Source organism: Curtobacterium sp. MCSS17_015 (assembly GCF_003234265.2).
Taxonomy (GTDB): Bacteria; Actinomycetota; Actinomycetes; order Actinomycetales; family Microbacteriaceae; genus Curtobacterium.
The window spans coordinates 1,727,112-1,743,502 of the sequence record NZ_CP126256.1 but is presented as its reverse complement, the minus strand read 5'-3'; the positions used below and the strand labels follow the sequence as shown (position 1 = coordinate 1,743,502).

The following is a 16,391-nucleotide window of genomic DNA, read 5'->3' as shown; positions in this document are numbered from 1 at the left end:
ACGATCAACACGGTCGCGGCGACCATCGACCGCACGAACACCGAGCGCGCCGGCGCCGTCGTCGGGTACCTCCCGGCCGGTTACCCCGACCTGCGGACGAGCGTCGACGCGGCCGTCGCCCTCGCCGAGAACGGCGTGGACGTCATCGAGCTCGGGCTGCCGTACTCCGACCCCGTGATGGACGGGCCCGTCATCCAGCGGGCGGCTGAGGAGAGCCTGGCGAACGGCTTCAAGGTCGCCCAGGTCTTCGACGCCGTGCAGGCGATCACCGAGCGAGTCGACACCCCGGTCCTCGTGATGACCTACTGGAACCCGGTGCTGCGGTACGGCGTGGACCGGTTCGCCGACGACCTCGTCGCCGCCGGTGCCGCCGGGCTCATCACGCCCGACCTCATCCCCGACGAGGGCCAGCAGTGGATCGACGCCTCGGAACGCACCGGGCTCGACCGGGTGTTCCTGGCGGCGCCGTCGTCCACCGACGTCCGGATGAAGCAGGCTGTGGACCGGAGCCGCGGCTTCGTGTACGCGGTCTCGACGATGGGTGTCACCGGTGCGCGGACCGGTGTCGACAGCGCCGCCCGCACGGTGGTGTCACGACTGCGCGACGCCGGGGTGGAGCGCACCTGCGTCGGGCTCGGCATCTCGACCGCCGACCAGGTCGCCGAGGTGCTCGAGTACGCGGACGGGGCGATCATCGGGTCGGCCTTCGTCCGGGCGCTGGCGGACCTCGGGGTCTCCGGCGTCGCGGACCGCGCGGCCGACCTGTCGTCGGGCGCCGTGCGACGCTGATCGTCGCCGACCCGCGCTACAGTGATCGGGGCCGACCGGCCCCCGGCACCACCAGGACCGGCGACTCCCAGCCCCCGTGAAAGGCGACAGCACCCACATGTCCCTCCTGAGCATCCCGAGCCCGAGCACGGCGTGGCAGTACTTCGACCTGTCCGCCTGGCTGCAGAGCGCGTTCGGTCTCACGCTGCCGCTGGACTTCCGGATCCACGCGTACGCGATCTGCATCCTCGTCGGGATCGTCATCTGCGTGCTGCTCACGAACAGCCGACTGAACGCCCGCGGTGCCGAGCGCTGGATCATCATCGACATCGCCATCTGGGCGGTGCCGGCCGGCATCATCGGTGGCCGACTGTTCCACGTCGTCACCCACGCCAGCGACTACTTCGGACCGGGGATCGACCCGCTGTCGTTCCTCTACGTCTGGGAGGGTGGGCTCGCGATCTTCGGCGCGCTGATCCTCGGGTCGCTCGGTGCCTGGATCGGGTGCCGTCAGGCGGGCCTGCGGTTCTCGGCCTTCATCGACGCCGCCGCCCCCGGGGTGCTGCTCGCCCAGGCCGCCGGGCGGCTCGGCAACTACTTCAACCACGAGCTGTTCGGCATGCCGACGAGCCTGCCGTGGGGTCTGCAGATCGAGGCGACGAACCCGGCGTACCCGGTGGGCCTGCCGGAGGGCGTCCTGTTCCACCCGACGTTCCTGTACGAGATCATCTGGAACGTCGTCGGTGCGGTGCTCATCCTGCTCATCGACCGACGGTTCCGGCTGCAGTGGGGCCGCGTCATGGCGTTGTACCTCGTCTGGTACGGCATTGGCCGTTCGGTCCTCGAGTCGATCCGCGTGGACACGAGCGAGACCTTCGCCGGCATCCGCACGAACGTCTGGATGTCGTTCGCGGCGATCCTGCTCGGCCTCGTCATCTTCTGGGTGCAGTCCCGTCGACACGTGGGCAAGGAGCCGAGCCCGTATCTGCCGGGTCGCGAGCCCCGCTCGAAGTCCGATGTAGACTCGGACGACACCTACTCGGAGCACGACACCACGACCGGTGTCGCCGATCCGGAGCCGGTCGCCACAGTCGCCGACCGACGCTGAGGTCCCCAGCCTCTCCCGAACGCAGCACCACACCGCGCTTGCGGTCCGCCACAAGCGGACCCCACTCCTCGCACGCCGCCAGGACACCTCCTGGCGGCGAGCACGGGCACCAGTCCCGCCCGCTCGGGCGGAACGCACCACCGGGCCACCGCTGTCCCTGTTCCACTTCCTCGTGAGGACGGTTCCCCATGGCGCTCCTGCCACCCCAGCCCTCTGCTGTCCCGAACGGCGCGACGGACTCGTCGACCCGGACCGGGCTCCGCTCGCCGCACCGACGGTTCTCGGCGATCCCCGACGCCGCCGGCATGTACGACCCGGCGAACGAGAAGGACGCCTGCGGTCTCGCGATGGTCGCGACGCTCCGCGGCACGCCGGGACACGACATCGTCGACGCCGCACTCGGCGCGCTCCGGAACCTCGAGCACCGCGGTGCCGTCGGGTCCGACGCGGGCACCGGCGACGGGGCCGGCATCCTCTGCCAGGTCCCGGACGCCTTCTTCCGTGACGTCGTCCCGTTCGACCTGCCCGACGCCGGGCAGTACGCGGTCGGCACCGCATACCTGCCGCTCGACGCGGACGCCCGTGCCGCCGTCAAGGCCAGGGTCGAGGAGCTCGCGGCGGACGAAGGCCTGCGTGTCCTCGGGTGGCGCGACGTCCCGGTGCGCCCCGAGGTCCTCGGCACGCTCGCCCGTGCGGCGATGCCGGCGTTCGAGCAGGTCTTCGTGCAGTCGACGCACCACGACGAGCAGGGTGCGTCGCGGTCCGGCATCCAGCTCGACCGTCAGGCGTTCCGACTCCGGAAGCGTGCGGAGCAGGGCACGGAGCTCTACTTCATGTCGCTGTCGAGCCGCACCATGGTCTACAAGGGCATGGTGACGACGCTCCAGCTCGAGCCGTTCTACCCCGACCTCAGTGACGAGCGCTTCGCGTCGCGCCTGGCGATCGTGCACTCGCGCTACTCGACGAACACCTTCCCGTCGTGGCCGCTCGCGCAGCCCTTCCGCTCGCTCGCGCACAACGGCGAGATCAACACCGTCCGCGGCAACCGGAACTGGATGCGTGCGCGGCAGTCGCAGCTCGAGAGCGAACTGCTCGGGGACATGACACCCCTGCTGCCGATCGTCAGCCCGGGTGCGAGCGACTCGGCGTCGTTCGACGAGGTCCTCGAGCTCCTCACCCTCACCGGGCGGTCGTTGCCGCACGCGATGTCGATGATGGTGCCGGAGGCCTGGGAGAACCAGACCGACATGGACCCGGAACTCCGGGCGTTCTACGAGTACCACTCGATGCTCATGGAGCCGTGGGACGGCCCCGCTGCGATCACCTTCACCGACGGCACGCTCGTCGGCGCGACGCTCGACCGCAACGGCCTCCGCCCCGGACGCTTCCTGGTCACGGACGACGGCCTCATCGTGATGGGCAGCGAGACCGGTGTCATCGACGTCCCGGCGTCCAAGGTCGTCCGGAAGGGTCGGCTGCGCCCCGGCCGGATGTTCCTCGTCGACACCGAGAACGGCCGGATCATCGAGGACGACGAGGTCAAGCGCGAGCTCGCCGCCTCGGGTCCGTGGGCCGAGTGGCTCGAGTCCGGTCGGATCAACCTGAACGACCTGCCGGAGCGCGAGCACATCGTGCACACGCCGGCGTCGGTCACCCGCCGTCAGCGGGCGTTCGGGTACACCGAGGAAGAGGTCCGGATCCTGCTCCGCCCGATGGCGCAGACCGGTGCCGAGCCCCTCGGTGCGATGGGTTCCGACACCCCGATCGCGGTGCTGTCGCAGCGCCCGCGCCTGCTGTTCGACTACTTCACCCAGCAGTTCGCGCAGGTGACGAACCCGCCGCTCGACTCGATCCGCGAGCAGGTCATCACGTCGATGGGCCTCGGGCTCGGCCCGGAGCGGAACCTGCTCACGGCCGGTCCCGAGCACGCGAAGCAGATCGTGCTCGACTTCCCGGTGATCGACAACGACGAGCTCGCCAAGATCCAGCACTTCGAGACGGCGTCCGGCCGGCACCTCACGGTGACGATCCGCGGGCTGTACCGCGTCGACGCCGGCGAGACGGCGATGGAGCAGCGGATCAAGGCCGTCTGCGACGAGGTCGACGCGGCCATCGAGTCCGGCAAGCAGTTCATCGTCCTGTCGGACCGCGACGGCAACGCCGAGTCCGCGCCGATCCCGAGCCTGCTGCTGCTCGCTGCCGTGCACCACCACCTCATCCGCACCGAGCAGCGCATGAAGGTCGGCCTGATCGTCGAGGCCGGGGACGTCCGCGAGGTCCACCACGTCGCCACCCTCATCGGGTACGGCGCCTCGGCGATCAACCCGTACCTGGCCATGGAGACGTGCGAGAACCTCGTGCGTTCCGGCATGATCACCGGGATCACCCCGGAGCAGGCGGTCCGGAACGTCATCAAGGCGCTCGGCAAGGGCGTGCTCAAGATCATGTCGAAGATGGGCATCTCGACGGTGTCCAGCTACGCCGGCGCGCAGGCGTTCGAGGCGGTCGGACTGAGCCAGGAGTTCGTCGACCGGTACTTCACCGGGACGAGTTCGATCCTCGGGGGCGTCGGCGTCGACGTCATCGCCGCCGAGAACGCCGAGCGGCACGCCCAGGCGTACCCGCAGGACGGTGCCGTGCTCTCGCACGAGCGACTGCAGACCGGCGGCGAGTACCAGTGGCGTCGCGAAGGGCCGCCGCACCTCTTCAACCCGGACACCGTGTTCCGCCTGCAGCACGCGACGCGCGCTCGACGGTACGACGTGTTCCGCGAGTACTCGAAGGCGGTCGACGACCAGTCCGAGCAGCTCATGACGCTGCGCGGTCTGTTCGGTTTCCGGCACGGCGCGCGCCCACCGGTGCCGCTGGACGAGGTCGAGTCGATCGCCGAGATCGTGAAGCGCTTCAACACCGGCGCGATGTCCTACGGATCGATCTCGCAGGAGGCCCACGAGACCCTCGCGATCGCGATGAACCGTCTCGGCGGCCGGTCGAACACCGGTGAGGGCGGCGAGGACGTCGAGCGGTTGCTCGACCCGGAGCGCCGCAGCGCGATCAAGCAGGTCGCGTCCGGTCGGTTCGGTGTGACGAGCATGTACCTCACGCACGCCACCGACATCCAGCTGAAGATGGCCCAGGGCGCGAAGCCCGGTGAGGGCGGTCAGCTGCCCCCGCAGAAGGTCTACCCGTGGGTGGCGCGGACGCGGCACGCGACGGCGGGCGTCGGTCTCATCTCACCGCCGCCGCACCACGACATCTACTCGATCGAGGACCTCAAGCAGCTGATCTTCGACGTCAAGCGCGCCAACCCCTCGGCCCGTGTGCACGTCAAGCTCGTCAGCCAGTCCGGCATCGGCGCCGTGGCGGCCGGGGTGACGAAGGCCTTGGCCGACGTCGTGCTCGTGTCCGGCCACGACGGCGGTACCGGCGCCAGCCCGCTGAACTCGCTCAAGCACGCGGGTACGCCGTGGGAGATCGGCCTCGCCGAGACACAGCAGACCCTCATGCTCAACGGCATGCGGGACCGCGTCACGGTGCAGGTCGACGGGCAGATGAAGACCGGGCGCGACGTCGTCGTGGCCGCGTTGCTCGGTGCCGAGGAGTACGGCTTCGCGACGGCGCCGCTCATCGTCGAGGGCTGCATCATGATGCGCGTGTGCCACCTGGACACCTGCCCGGTCGGCGTCGCCACGCAGAACCCGGAACTGCGCGCACGGTTCTCCGGCAAGCCGGAGTTCGTCGTGAACTTCTTCGAGTTCATCGCGCAGGAGGTCCGCGAGCTGCTGGCCGAGCTCGGCTTCCGCAGCCTCGACGAGGCCATCGGTCGCGCCGACGCCCTGGACGTCGACCGTGCCGTCGAGCACTGGAAGGCATCGGGGCTCGACCTCGAGCCCGTCCTCAGGGGCCCGGACTTCGGCGACGACGAGCCGCGCATCCGTCACCGCGCGCAGGACCACGAGCTCGAGCAGCACTTCGACGTGCGGCTCATCGCCGAGGCGTCCGACGTGCTCGAACACGGCGGCACGCTGGCGCTCGACCTCCCGATCCGCAACACGGAGCGTGCGGTCGGCACGATGCTCGGGCACGAGGTCACCCTCCGGCACGGCGAGAACGGCCTGCCGACCGGTTCGATCGACATCACCCTGCGGGGGTCGGCCGGCCAGTCGCTCGGGGCCTTCCTGCCGGCGGGCATCACCCTCCGTCTCGTCGGCGACAGCAACGACTACGTCGGCAAGGGCCTGTCCGGTGGGGACATCGTCGTGCGTCCGTCCTCCGACGTCGGCTTCGACCCGTCCGAGAACGTCATCGCCGGCAACGTCATCGGCTACGGCGCCACCCAGGGCAGCATGTTCATCCGCGGCATCGTGGGGGAGCGCTTCCTGGTCCGGAACTCCGGTGCGACGGCCGTGGTCGAGGGCGTGGGCGACCACGCGCTCGAATACATGACCGGTGGGTTGGCACTCATCCTCGGTGAGACCGGCCGGAACCTCGGCGCGGGCATGTCCGGCGGGACGGCGTACGTCCGCGGGCTCCGCACCGAGCTCGTCAACACCGACGCCCTGGCATCCGGGGAGCTCCGGCTGGAGCCGCTCGACAGCGCGGACGTCGAGATCGTCACGGACCTGCTCCGTCGCCACGCCGACGAGACGGGCTCGACCATCGCCAGCGGGCTGCTCGACTCCGGTGACCTCTCCGAGTTCGTCAAGGTGCTGCCGCGCGACTACGCAGCGGTCCTCGAGACCCGGAAGCAGGCCGTCGACGAGGGTCTCGACCCCGACGGCACCGTCGTGTGGAACCGCATCATGGAGGTCACCGGTGGCTGAGCAGCGCATCACGACCCCCCGCACGACCACGCAGCAGATGACAGCAGGAACGGAGGTGACCCGTGGCTGACCCGAAGGGCTTCCTCAAGGTCCAGGAACGTGAACTCCCGCCACGCCGGCCGGTCCCCGTCCGGCTCATGGACTGGAAAGAGGTCTACGAGCAGCAGGAGTCGGGCGCGCTCAAGCGACAGGCCGGTCGCTGCATGGACTGCGGCGTGCCGTTCTGTCACCAGGGCTGCCCGCTCGGCAACCTCATCCCCGAGTGGAACGACCTCACGTGGCGCGGCGAGGGCCGTCAGGCGATCGAGCGGCTCCACGCGACGAACAACTTCCCGGAGTTCACGGGTCGGCTCTGCCCGGCCCCGTGCGAGTCCTCGTGCGTGCTCGGCATCAACCAGCCGCCGGTGACCATCAAGCAGGTCGAGGTCTCGATCATCGACGAGGCCTACCAGAACGGGTGGGTCACCCCGCACCCGCCCGAGCGCCTCACCGGCAAGACCGTCGCGGTGGTCGGTTCCGGCCCCGCCGGGTTGGCCGCTGCGCAGCAGCTCACCCGTGCCGGCCACACGGTCGCCGTCTACGAGCGCGACGACCGCATCGGCGGGCTGCTCCGGTACGGCATCCCGGACTTCAAGATGGAGAAGCGGCAGATCGACGCCCGTCTCGCCCAGATGCAGGCCGAGGGCACCCGCTTCCGCGCCGGCGTCGAGATCGGCCGTGACATCACGTGGGACGACCTCAAGTCCCGCTACGACGCGGTCGTGGTCGCCACGGGCGCGACGGTGCCGCGCGACCTCCCGATCCCGGGGCGCGACCTGTCCGGCGTGCACTTCGCCATGGAGTACCTGGTCCAGCAGAACAAGGCGAACGCGGGCACGGTCGTCGACAACCAGATCAGCGCCGAGGGCAAGCACGTCGTCGTCATCGGCGGCGGTGACACGGGCGCCGACTGCATCGGCACCGCGCACCGCCAGGGTGCGCTGAGCGTGACGAACCTGGCGATCGGCAAGCAGCCGCCGCTGGAGCGTCCGTCGGACCAGCCGTGGCCGATGTTCGCCACGGTGTTCGAGGTCACCAGCGCGCACGAGGAGGGCGGCGAGCGGCAGTACCTCGCCACCACGGTGGAGTTCCTGCCGAACGAGGCCGGCGAGGTCCGCGCCCTCCGGGTGGCCGAGACCGAGTACGTCGACGGGCGCCGCGTCCCGAAGGCCGGCACCGAGCGGGAGATCCCGGCGGACCTCGTGCTCATCGCGATGGGCTTCACGGGCCCGGAGACCGACACGCTCGAGCCGCAGCTCGGTCTGCCGACCACCGTGTCCGGTGCCGTGTCCCGCCAGGCGGACTACACGACGAACGAGCCGGGCGTGTTCGTCGCCGGTGACGCCGGTCGTGGCCAGTCCCTCATCGTCTGGGCCATCGCCGAGGGCCGTGCAGCCGCGGCGAAGGTCGACGAGTACCTCGAGGGGTCGACGATCCTGCCGGCTCCGGTCAAGGCGACGGACCGGGCGATCTCGGTCTGATGGTCCCCTCCCCGTAGACGAGAGGCCACCAGCACTCGATAGGGTGCTGGTGGCCTCTCGTCGTTCCGCGAAGCCACCTCCACCACACGAAGGAATCCATTGAGACGCGCAAAGATCGTTTCGACGCTCGGACCTGCCACCTCGGACTACGAGGTCGTCAAGGAGATCATCGAGGCCGGGGTCGACGTGGCCCGCCTGAACCTCAGCCACGGTGACTACAGCGTGCACGAGGCCAACTACGCGAACGTCCGCCGTGCTGCCGACGAGCTCGGCAAGCCGGTCGCGATCCTCGTCGACCTGCAGGGTCCGAAGATCCGCCTGGCCAAGTTCGCCGACGGCCCGCACGAACTGGCCGTCGGTGACGTCTTCACGATCACGACCGAGGACGTCCCGGGCTCGAAGGAGATCTGCGGGACGACCTTCAAGGGCCTGCCGCAGGACGTCAAGCCGGGCGACCCGCTGCTCATCGACGACGGCCGGGTGCGTCTCCGGGTCCTCGACACCGACGGCGTGCGGGTGCGCACCGAGGTCGTCGTCGCCGGCACCGTGTCGAACAACAAGGGCATCAACCTCCCGGGGGTGGCGGTGAACGTCCCCGCACTGAGTGAGAAGGACGAGGCCGACCTCCGTTGGGCGATCCGTCAGGGCGCGGACCTCATCGCGCTCTCGTTCGTCCGCAACGCAGCCGATGTCGACCGAGCCCACGAGATCATGGACGAGGAGGGCAAGCGCCTCCCCGTGATCGCCAAGGTCGAGAAGCCGCAGGCCGTCGACGCGCTCGAGGAGATCATCGACGCCTTCGACTCGATCATGGTCGCGCGCGGTGACCTCGGCGTCGAGCTGCCGCTCGAGGCGGTCCCGATCGTGCAGAAGCGCGCGGTCGAGCTGTCCCGCCGGATGGCGAAGCCGGTCATCGTCGCGACCCAGATGCTCGAGTCGATGATCTCGTCGCCGATCCCCACGCGCGCCGAGACCTCCGACGTCGCCAACGCGGTGCTCGACGGCGCCGACGCGGTGATGCTCTCCGGTGAGACGAGCGTCGGCGAGTACCCGGTGCAGACCGTGCGCACGATGGCCCGGATCGTCGAGTCGACCGAGGACCACGGTCTCGAGCGCATCGCTCCGCTCGGCACCAAGCCGCGCACCCTCGGCGGTGCGATCACGCTGGCCGCCGTCGAGATCGCCGAGTTCACCGAGGCGTCGTACCTCTGCGTGTTCACCGAGTCCGGCGACTCCGCACGCCGCATGTCGCGCCTCCGCCACGGTCTGCCGATCATCGCGTTCACCCCGAACGAGGCCACCCGTCGTCGCCTGGCGATGACGTGGGGCGTCCGGTCGTACCTGGTGGACCGCAAGACGCACACCGACGAGCTGTTCTCGCAGGTCGACGACGTCCTCATCGGCGAGGGCCTCGCCGTCCCCGGTGACCGGGTCATCGTCACGGCCGGTTCGCCTCCCGGACTCGAGGGGTCGACGAACGACCTCCGGGTGCACCGGGTCGGGGACGCCCACGCCGAGGCCGCGCCGGCGTACGTCCGCGACTGAGCACGTCCGACGCGGTCCCGCGGGATCGACGCCGGGCGGAGGCCGTCACCCGTCACGGGTGGCGGCCTCCGTCGTCCCCGGCCGGGAGGCCCGACACCGGTCCCGCCTCGCGCACCACGTCCGCCTCGACCACCCGGACTACCGTGGTGCCGTCCCGTTCCGTCCCGTCCGACCCGAGCACGCGAGGAGCGTCACATGGGTGATCCGAGCCTCCGGTCCGACACCGCGTCGCGGTCCCGCGCCGACGTCCAGCGGTGGCGCCGGTACCTCGCCGACGAACGCGCCGAGGCCGCGGTGTACCGGAACCTGGCGGACCGCCGCACCGGCGAGGAGCGCGCCATCCTCGTGGCCCTGGCCGAGGCGGAGGGCCGTCACGAGCAGCACTGGCGAGACCTGCTCGGCGACGACGTCGGCCGTCCGCGCGCCGGCAGCCTGCGGACGCGGGTGCTCGCCGCGCTGGCGAAGCGGTTCGGGTCGGTGTTCGTCCTCGCCCTCATGCAGCGCGCCGAGGACCGCTCGCCGTACGCCGACGACGCCGACGCGACCGCGCAGATGGCCGCCGACGAGCGCATCCACGGGGAGGTCGTCCGGGGGCTCGCGAACCGCGGACGGATGCGTCTGTCCGGGACGTTCCGCGCGGCCGTCTTCGGCGCCAACGACGGGCTCGTGTCGAACCTGGCCCTCATCATCGGGGTGAGCGCTTCGGGTGCGGATCGGCACTTCGTGCTGCTCAGCGGCATCGCGGGCCTCCTGGCCGGTGCGCTGTCGATGGGGGCAGGGGAGTACGTGTCGGTCCGGTCCCAGCGGGAGCTGCTCGACGCGTCGACGCCGCACCCGGAGGCGCAGCGCGCCGTGGCGGACCTCGACGTGGACGCGAACGAGCTCGCGCTCGTCTACCGGGCACGGGGGATGTCCGAGGACGAGGCCGCCGCGCACGCCGACGAGGTCATCGCCGCCCTGCTGTCCGGACCGGCCACCGGAGGTGTGCCCGTCGTCCGGTCCCGTTCCGCGGTGCCGCGTCCGGCTGCGGAGGAGCCCGCCGACCACGAGGCGATCGGTACCGGTACGGGCGCTGCGCTCTCCAGCTTCTGCTTCTTCGCCTCCGGTGCGGTCATCCCGGTGCTGCCGTACCTCGTCGGCCTCGACGGGTGGGCCGCGATCGGCGTGGCGTCGGCCCTCGTGGGCCTGGCCCTGCTCGGCACGGGTGCCGTGGTCGGCGTCCTCAGCGGTGCGTCGCCCCTCCGTCGGGCGCTCCGACAGCTCGGCATCGGCTTCGGGGCCGCCGCCGTGACGTTCGCGCTCGGCCTGCTCTTCGGCACCGGCTCCGCCTGAGCGCCACCGCCACGACCGGGAGGCCCGTGGCGCCTCGCTCGTGCTGGCTCGTGCTCAGCGGCGGGCGGCCGCCCGAGCGGGCAGGAGGAGCAGGGCTGCGCTCCCCACCCCGACGAGGGCGATGCCGGCCAGGACGGTGAAGACCTCGAGCGCGAGCGTCGGCGCGAGCAGCACGGCGACACCGCACAGCAGGGACAGCACGCCGCTCACGACGGACGGTACGCGAGAAGAGCCCGCATGTCCGACGAGTGCCCCGACGAGCGCCGCGACGCCCTCGACGAGGAACGCGACCCCGGCCAGGACCGCGTACACCACGAGCGGCACCGCGGGGTCGATGAGCGTCACGAGTCCCGCGACGCCCACGAGTGCCCCGACCACGCCAGACGTCCAGCGCCAGACGGGCGACGTGCCGTGCCCACGGGCGGCGGCGAAGACGCGCATGGCGCCGGCGACGACGAGGTAGACCCCGAACAGGAGCGCGACGAGCACGAGCGTCGGCCGCGGCCAGACCACGGCGACGATGCCGGCCACGATCGCGACGACGGCGGTGACGATGACGAACGCTCGGAACGTGCGGACGGCACGTGAGTCCACGGGGCTCCTCCCTGACTGGTCTGCCGGACCTCCGACCGTACCGCGCGCCGTCGGGCTCCGTCCGCGGCAGGTCGTCGGTGGTGGTGGCTGCTACGCTGGCTGCGCTCGCGAGTGTGGTGGAATGGTAGACACGGGGCACTCAAAATGCTCTGCCTCTGGCGTGCGGGTTCGAGTCCCGCCACTCGTACACGAACCCCCGGGACCTGTCGTGGGTCGGTTGGTCCACGTCGTTGCCGGTGCCGACCCCGGTGTCCGTCCGCCCGGTTGCCGCCGTCGGATCGAGCGTCTAGTAGGCTCTCCGTCGTGAGTGACACAGAAGCAACCGCAGCCGCACCCCGTCGCGTCGTCGTCGCCGAGGACGAGTCGCTCATCCGCCTCGACATCGTCGAGATCCTCCGCGACAACGGGTTCGACGTGGTCGGTGAGGCCGGCGACGGTGAGACCGCGGTGCAGCTCGCCACCGACCTGCGCCCCGACCTCGTGATCATGGACGTCAAGATGCCCCAGCTCGACGGCATCTCGGCAGCCGAGAAGCTGTCGAAGAACCACATCGCGCCGGTCGTCCTCCTCACGGCGTTCAGCCAGAAGGAGCTCGTCGAGCGTGCGACCGAGGCCGGTGCGCTCGCCTACGTCGTGAAGCCCTTCACCCCGAACGACCTGCTCCCCGCGATCGAGATCGCCCTCTCGCGGCACCAGCAGATCATCACGCTCGAAGCCGAGGTCGCGGACCTCGTGGAGCGGTTCGAGACCCGCAAGCTCGTCGACCGTGCCAAGGGCCTGCTCAACGAGAAGATGGGCCTCACCGAGCCCGAGGCGTTCCGCTGGATCCAGAAGGCCTCGATGGACCGCCGGCTGACCATGCACGACGTCGCCAAGGCGATCATCGAGCAGCTCAGCGCCAAGAAGTAGTCGCTCTCCTCCGTTCTCCGGAGCGCTGCTCGTCGCCCGACCACGTGGCAGGCTGAGGGCATGGACGACGTGGTGATCCGGGCCTCCCGGCCGGCCGACATGCCGGTGGTGGCCGACCTCCGATGGCGGTGGAGCGTCGACGAGGGCGGAGCGACACCGGCGGCGACGACCGCGGAGTACCGCGCTGCGATGTCCGCGTTCGCCGCCGCGCACCCCGGGACGCACCGGTGCGTCGTCGCCGAGCAGGACGGGACCGTGCTCGGGATGGCCTGGCTCGCCCTGACCGAACGGCCGCCGACGCCCGACCGGCCGCAGCGCCGTCTGACGGCCGACGTGCAGACGGTCTACGTGCACCCGGACCTCCGCGGTGGGGGAGTCGCGCGACGGCTGGTGACGGCCCTGCTCGACGTCGCCGACGGACTCGGCGTCGAGCGGACGTCGGTGCACTCGAGCGCCGACGGCGAGACGCTCTACCGGCGGCTCGGTTTCGGGGACGCACGGCTCCTGCTGCAGCGGCCGCCGGAGGCCTGACCACCACCGGGCCGCACGGACCCGACGGGGCGACGAGCGGCTCAGCGGGCGTCGCGGATGATGTTCGTGATGCGCACCGTCGAGCAGCGGCGACCCTCGTCGTCGGTGAGGACGATCTCGTGCGTCGTGAGCGTGCCGCCGAGGTGGATCGCCGTACACGTCCCGGTGACCCGCCCGCTCGTGGCGCTGCGGGTGTGCGAGGCGCTCAACTCGATGCCGACCGCGTACCGACCCGGCCCGGCGTGGATGTTGGCGGCCATCGACCCGAGGCTCTCGGCGAGGACGACGTAGGCGCCGCCGTGCAGCAGCCCGGCGGGCTGGCGGTTGCCCTCCACCGGGATGGAGGCGACGGCACGGTCGGCCGAGAGCTCGGTGACGACCATGCCCATCTTGTCGGCGAGCTGGCCCATGCCGCGCTCGGCGTACCGGGCGAGGCCCTCCGGGGAGCCGGTGACGCCGTCCGCCGTGGTGGTGTGGTCGTCGGTCACGTCGCGCCGGCCTTCCGCGTGGTCGTCCCGCCCACCTGACCTGCGCCCGTCGGGCTGGTCGGGCCGCACCCTGTCGGGGGCCGTCGGTAGGCTGTCCGGGTGTCGGACTCCGCAAAGCCTACCCTCATGGTCATCGACGGCCACTCGCTCGCCTTCCGGGCCTTCTACGCGCTCCCGGTCGACAGCTTCGTGAACCGCGAGGGGCAGCACACGAACGCCATCCACGGCTTCATCTCGATGCTGCTCATGCTCCTGCAGCGCGAGAAGCCGACGCACCTGGCGGTCGCGTTCGACATCTCCCGCTTCTCGTTCCGCACCCGCGAGTACGAGGACTACAAGGGCACCCGCTCCGAGACCCCGGCCGAGTTCAAGGGACAGATCCCGCTCCTGCAGCAGGCGCTCGAGGCGATGGGCATCACCACCGTCACGAAGGAGGACTTCGAGGCGGACGACATCCTGGCGACGCTGTCGAAGCAGGGTGCCGAGCAGGGCTTCCAGGTCTTCGTCGTCTCCGGCGACCGTGACTCGATCCAGCTGGTCAACGACGACGTCACCCTGCTCTACCCGTCGGTCCGCGGCGTCTCCGAGCTGACCCGCTACGACCGCGACAAGGTCTACGAGCGCTACGGCATCGAGCCGCACCAGTACCCGGACATCGCGGCGCTCGTCGGCGAGACCAGTGACAACCTGATCGGCATCGACAAGGTCGGCGAGAAGACCGCGGTGAAGTGGATCACGCAGTACGGCTCGCTCGACGGCGTACTCGAACACGCCGACGACATCAAGGGCGTGGTCGGCAACAACCTGCGCGAGCAGAAGGACCGGGCGATCCGGAACCGCAAGCTGAACCGCCTGGTCACCGACGTCGAGCTGCCGGTCGGCCCCGCCGACGTCGCCCTCCGCCCGCTCGACGAAGCCGCGGTGCGTGAACTGTTCGCGACCCTGCAGTTCCGCACGCTGCTCGACCGCGTCTTCAAGGTGGTGGGCAGCGGCGAGCCGACCGACCCCTCGACGACCGAGGGCAGCGTCGAGGACGCCGGCCCCACCCCGCCACCGGTGAAGACCCTGATCGACGAGGAGCTCGGCTACTGGCTCGAGCGGAAGAACGCCGCCGACGCCGAGAACGGGTACGGCGTGGCGGTCGAACTCATCGACGGTCGCCTCAGCGCGATCGGCATCGCCACGCACGACGACGCCGTGCTCGTCCCCGGCGGTAGCGGCATGCAGGACTACGAGCAGCTCTCGGCCTGGTTCGCCTCGGACGCGCCGAAGCACTTCCACGACGCCAAGGCCGCGGTGAAGGCGCTCGGGACCGCGGGTTTCACGGTCGCCGGCATCGCGGGAGACGCCCGCATCACCGGCTGGCTCGCGAACCCGGGCAGACAGGGCCAGCCCCTCGCCGACCTCGTCTACCAGGAGCTCAGTGAGACGCTGCCGACGGCCGACCCGAACCAGCTGGTGCCGGAGACCGACCCGGTCAACGTCGGCGTGCACGCCTGGTACGTCCTCCGTGTCACCACGGCGCTCCGTGCCCGGATCGACCCGAGCTCGCTCACGGTGCTCGACGACATCGAGTTGCCGCTGACGTCGGTGCTCGCCCGGATGGAGACGACCGGGGTCGGCATCGACCGACCCGTCCTCACCGGCCTGTCGCACGAACTGGGTGAGCGTGCCGCGGACCTCGCGCAGCAGGCGTTCGCCGAGATCGGGCACGAGGTCAACCTCGGATCCCCGAAGCAGCTGCAGGAGGTGCTGTTCACCGAACTCGCGATGCCGAAGACCCGCAAGACGAAGACGGGGTTCTCGACCGATGCCGCCAGCCTGGCCGACCTGCAGGAGCAGCACCCGCACCCGTTCCTCGGCCTGCTGCTGCAGCACCGTGACGCGACCAAGCTGCGGCAGATCGTCGACGCGCTCGACGCGGCGGTCGTCGACGGCCGGATCCACACCCGCTACGAGCAGACCGGGACGAGCACGGGCCGGGTCTCCTCGACCGACCCGAACCTGCAGAACATCCCGGTGAAGACGGCCGTCGGGCGTCGGATCCGGTCCGCGTTCGCGGTCGCCGAGCCGTACACGACGCTCCTCACGGCCGACTACTCGCAGATCGAGATGCGCATCATGGCGCACCTGTCCGGTGACCCGGGGCTCATCCAGGCGTTCAACGAGGGCGAGGACCTGCACCGCTTCGTGGGCGCGCGCGTGTTCGGCGTCGAGCCGTCGGACGTCAGCCCCGAGATGCGCACGAAGGTCAAGGCGATGTCCTACGGCCTGGCGTACGGCCTCAGCGCGTTCGGCCTGTCCAAGCAGCTCCGCATCGAGCAGAGCGAAGCCCGCACCCTGATGACCGAGTACTTCGCCCGCTTCGGCGCGGTGCGGGACTACCTCCGCAACGTCGTCGAGCAGGCGCGCGAGGACGGCTACACCGAGACGATCTTCGGTCGTCGTCGGCCCTTCCCCGACCTGAAGAGCCCGAACCGGGTGCTGCGGGAGAACGCCGAGCGTGCCGCCCTCAACGCGCCGATCCAGGGGTCCGCCGCCGACATCATGAAGATCGCGATGCTCGGCGTCGACGCCGACCTGCGGGACGGCGGTCTCGGCTCGCGGCTGCTGCTGCAGGTGCACGACGAACTCATCCTCGAGGTCGCGCCCGGCGAGCAGGACCGCGTCGAGGAGATCCTGCGCACCCGGATGGGCGGGGCCGCCGACCTCAGCGTCCCGCTCGACGTCCAGGTGGGCACGGGCGCGAACTGGGAGGCCGCGGCGCACTGAC

General features: G+C 70.7%; 11 protein-coding genes and 1 tRNA gene. 10 read left to right on the top strand and 2 right to left on the bottom strand.

The genetic code is table 11. The features are described 5' to 3' along the window. Positions 1–3 precede the first annotated feature (3 nt). The 6 genes from trpA to DEJ18_RS08160 all read left to right on the top strand — a co-directional run bounded on the left by trpA (position 4) and on the right by DEJ18_RS08160 (position 11,096). The gene (gene trpA / locus DEJ18_RS08185) at positions 4–789 is read left to right on the top strand and encodes a tryptophan synthase subunit alpha (RefSeq protein ID WP_502866267.1); all 786 of its coding nucleotides are present in this window, start codon (positions 4–6) and stop codon (positions 787–789) included. Positions 790–886: 97 nt separating this feature from the next. Then, the gene (gene lgt / locus DEJ18_RS08180; protein ID WP_111080734.1) at positions 887–1,876 is read left to right on the top strand and encodes a prolipoprotein diacylglyceryl transferase; all 990 of its coding nucleotides are present in this window, start codon (positions 887–889) and stop codon (positions 1,874–1,876) included. Between the two features lie 305 nt (positions 1,877–2,181). Beyond that, positions 2,182–6,699, top strand: coding sequence for a glutamate synthase large subunit (gltB, locus tag DEJ18_RS08175; protein ID WP_111210843.1), 4,518 nt, complete (start codon positions 2,182–2,184; stop codon positions 6,697–6,699). Positions 6,700–6,761: 62 nt separating this feature from the next. Further along, complete coding sequence (locus DEJ18_RS08170) at positions 6,762–8,219, top strand: glutamate synthase subunit beta (RefSeq protein ID WP_111080735.1); 1,458 nt, start codon at positions 6,762–6,764, stop codon at positions 8,217–8,219. A gap of 99 nt (positions 8,220–8,318) precedes the next feature. Continuing rightward, positions 8,319–9,764 (top strand): pyruvate kinase, encoded by a 1,446-nt coding sequence (pyk, locus tag DEJ18_RS08165; RefSeq protein ID WP_111080736.1) that lies wholly within the window; start codon positions 8,319–8,321, stop codon positions 9,762–9,764. Positions 9,765–9,959: 195 nt separating this feature from the next. After that, positions 9,960–11,096, top strand: a complete 1,137-nt coding sequence (locus DEJ18_RS08160; RefSeq protein ID WP_111210719.1) for a VIT1/CCC1 transporter family protein — start codon at positions 9,960–9,962, stop codon at positions 11,094–11,096. A gap of 54 nt (positions 11,097–11,150) precedes the next feature. On the opposite strand, the gene DEJ18_RS08155 is transcribed toward DEJ18_RS08160, so the two are convergent. Beyond that, the gene (locus DEJ18_RS08155; protein WP_111210718.1) at positions 11,151–11,690 is read right to left on the bottom strand and encodes an HdeD family acid-resistance protein; all 540 of its coding nucleotides are present in this window, start codon (positions 11,688–11,690) and stop codon (positions 11,151–11,153) included. A 107-nt stretch (positions 11,691–11,797) separates the two neighbouring features. On the opposite strand from DEJ18_RS08155, the gene DEJ18_RS08150 reads away from it, so the two are divergent. From DEJ18_RS08150 to DEJ18_RS08140, 3 genes are all read left to right on the top strand, one after another. Further along, positions 11,798–11,877 (top strand) — tRNA-Leu (locus tag DEJ18_RS08150). Between the two features lie 116 nt (positions 11,878–11,993). After that, a complete protein-coding gene (locus DEJ18_RS08145) occupies positions 11,994–12,599 on the top strand; it encodes an ANTAR domain-containing response regulator (RefSeq protein ID WP_111080739.1) in 606 nt (201 codons plus the stop codon). Positions 12,600–12,659: 60 nt separating this feature from the next. After that, the gene (locus tag DEJ18_RS08140; protein WP_111210717.1) at positions 12,660–13,130 is read left to right on the top strand and encodes a GNAT family N-acetyltransferase; all 471 of its coding nucleotides are present in this window, start codon (positions 12,660–12,662) and stop codon (positions 13,128–13,130) included. Between the two features lie 41 nt (positions 13,131–13,171). Here the strand turns inward: DEJ18_RS08140 and DEJ18_RS08135 are convergent, their stop codons facing one another. Beyond that, complete coding sequence (locus tag DEJ18_RS08135) at positions 13,172–13,540, bottom strand: PaaI family thioesterase (protein ID WP_111080876.1); 369 nt, start codon at positions 13,538–13,540, stop codon at positions 13,172–13,174. 177 nt (positions 13,541–13,717) lie between these two features. Between DEJ18_RS08135 and polA the strand changes: the two genes are divergently transcribed. Next, complete coding sequence (gene polA / locus DEJ18_RS08130; protein ID WP_111210716.1) at positions 13,718–16,390, top strand: DNA polymerase I; 2,673 nt, start codon at positions 13,718–13,720, stop codon at positions 16,388–16,390. Position 16,391 lies beyond the last annotated feature (1 nt).

Excerpts from the sequence above, each read along its gene's own strand:
- lgt (WP_111080734.1), top strand. The coding sequence starts at position 887 with ATGTCCCTCCTGAGCATCCCGAGCCCGAGCACGGCGTGGCAGTACTTC.
- gltB (WP_111210843.1), top strand. The coding sequence starts at position 2,182 with ATGTACGACCCGGCGAACGAGAAGGACGCCTGCGGTCTCGCGATGGTC.
- DEJ18_RS08160 (WP_111210719.1), top strand. The coding sequence starts at position 9,960 with ATGGGTGATCCGAGCCTCCGGTCCGACACCGCGTCGCGGTCCCGCGCC.
- DEJ18_RS08140 (WP_111210717.1), top strand. The coding sequence starts at position 12,660 with ATGGACGACGTGGTGATCCGGGCCTCCCGGCCGGCCGACATGCCGGTG.
- DEJ18_RS08135 (WP_111080876.1), bottom strand. The coding sequence starts at position 13,540 with ATGGGCCAGCTCGCCGACAAGATGGGCATGGTCGTCACCGAGCTCTCG.